This is a genomic window from uncultured Eubacterium sp. (assembly GCF_934295145.1).
Lineage (GTDB): Bacteria > Bacillota > Clostridia > Lachnospirales > Lachnospiraceae > Eubacterium_I.
This window is the reverse complement of record NZ_CAKRAS010000110.1, coordinates 1-2,430: the sequence shown is the minus strand read 5'-3', so window position 1 is coordinate 2,430 and position 2,430 is coordinate 1. Positions and strand designations below refer to the sequence as shown.

Genomic DNA, 2,430 nt, shown 5'->3' with positions numbered 1-2,430 from the left:
AACGGACATTTATGGGCTAATTTACAGACATATTTGGGATATTCGAATTAACGGACATTTATGGGCTAATTTGCAGACATATTTAGGATTGTCGAACTAACGGACATTTATAGGATAACTTGCGGACATTTATAGGATATTTTTCAAAAAAAATAATATAAAAGCACCGATAAGATATGAAAAATGTATTATCGGTGCTTTTATATTTCACTTTCATAAAACTTATGATTATTTTTCTTCTGTTTCCATATTTGCAAAGTGTTCCAGCCTCATTTGCTGCATATACTCGTCAAATTCCTCAGTTTCATTCTGAGAATAACCTTTTACTTTATGGATCGGGTTATCTTCATAGCCATTCTGTATTGCAGAAGTAAGCCATCCAATCAGATTATGGATATTTTCCTGCTTGCAGGCCAGCTCGTAAGCATATTCAATCTTGTTAATATCGTAATTTGCAACTTTCAACAATGCTTTTGCCTGGGAAATCTTGATTTTCTCATCAATAATGTCCATAACTTTATCGATCAGATCATCCAGTTCTGCATCTCCTGGTGTAGGAACTTCCTCTTCAATGGTTGGCTCCACCGTCATATCTTTCTTTGTAACCTCGAAATCAATACCATAGATTTTTCCACCACGGCCACTTCGCATCAGATCATATTTTACAGAAATATCTGATTTTTCATTAATTTCATTGACTGCCACATCCAGAACACGGCGCTTAAAATCACACCATTTATCAAAAGATTTCAGCTTTTCATGTACCAGTTCATTGACAATATAATCATAATCGATTTCTTTTTTCTCCAACTCACGCTGAATATCACGATTGATCTTTCCTTTATCATCCTTGATCTGAACTGTACCAAGATGAAGTTTAATTTCTGAAACACCATATTTTATATGGAATACATTGCCGGTTTCCTTGTCATATTTCGAATGATAGGCACGCGAAGAAAGCAGCTCGTATAAACGATACGACCACCCGGAACGAAATGATAACATCATCGGAATATTCAACATTGTAAAGTTTGCTTTCAAATCATAAATATAATCTTTGATCTCCGGTTCAAACTTAATTTCCATCGTGCCGGATCCAGATTCATAACTAACCACACCAACCAGACTCATACATTTAAAACTACCATCTGCAGATTCAATAAACATAGTACGTCCAGCCAATGAAGTAGCTACATCTTTCAGATATGTACCCATTGCATTTCCGGTTACATGTAATACTTCTTTAATTTCTTTTGTCCGAAGTGTCGCAACCGGACGTCCCTGATCGCTCAGGCGCACTTTTGTCAATGCCAGTGCCAGCACTTTGTTCTCTAAAAGCGATGCTCTGTATACGGAAGAAATGAGAAAATTACTTTTCTTCAACATATCAGGAAACATCGTTTTATCCGATTTTGCTATCTCATTCTTTGCCATCAGTCATAAAGTTCCTTATATCATATTGTATCTTTTGTTTCACAGAAAAATCTGCTGCATTTCTGCATCAGACAGGAAAACTATTTCGTTCTTTTTTATTTCCTTAATTATGCCTTTAAATCCTCAATTTGTCAATGAAAAAACTGTCAGACTTTTTTCAAAAAGTTATCAACACCTATAAATGTCCGTTAAAAGATATTAATTTATCCTATATTTGTCCGTTAATTAAATCTGATTTCCCATAAATGTCCGCTATAACTTGTGTAGCCTCCTACATTTGTCCACTAAATAGCGGATTTTTCTCCCAAATATGTCCATATCTTGATTTTCTGCATCCCATAAATGTCCGTTAAATAAAGTTATATCCTATATTTGTCCGTTAAAACATCTGTTCGATACCAAAAATGTCTTATTCTTCGAAAAACTGGGCCTATAAATGTCCGTTAAAAGATGGGTAATCCCACAAATGTCCGTAATAAATTCCATATACATCCTATATTTGTCCGCTAAAAGAGTATATTTTTCAAACTTACGGCACAATATATAGATTTTTTTCTTTTTCATTCCTCCCATAAATGTCCGTTAAAACATCTGTTTGCCTCATTTATGCCGTTTCTTCCACTCAAATTCCCTATATTTGTCCGTTTCTTTCGAAAAAATGCGCCTTTTCTTCCTACATATGTCCGTTAGTTATCAAAATTTGATCCTAAAAACGTCCGTTAGTTCATGTTTTCCTATCCCAAAATTGTCCGTTTCTTCCCGCATTTAAATTGTTTCACAATTCATTTTTCCTTAATTATGCCGTAAGTTCACAAAAATCCTCCCATAAATGTCCGTTATTTAGCAAAAATGGCATAAAATAAGGCTTCATTTTTTATTTAACGGACAGATATAGGACCAATATATGCCTTTTTCTTTGCCTAAATATGCCTCTTTCTTCGCCCAGAGCCCGCTTTTTCTTTGATTTTCCGGCCATCCCACATTTGTCCGTTTCTT

The 2,430-nt window shown here is 34.8% G+C and carries 1 protein-coding gene; it reads right to left on the bottom strand.

The genetic code is table 11. The features are described 5' to 3' along the window. Positions 1 to 228: 228 nt before the first annotated feature. Positions 229 to 1,434, bottom strand: coding sequence for a replication initiation protein (locus Q0I54_RS13215; protein WP_296119342.1), 1,206 nt, complete (start codon positions 1,432 to 1,434; stop codon positions 229 to 231). Between the last annotated feature and the right edge of the window lie 996 nt (positions 1,435 to 2,430).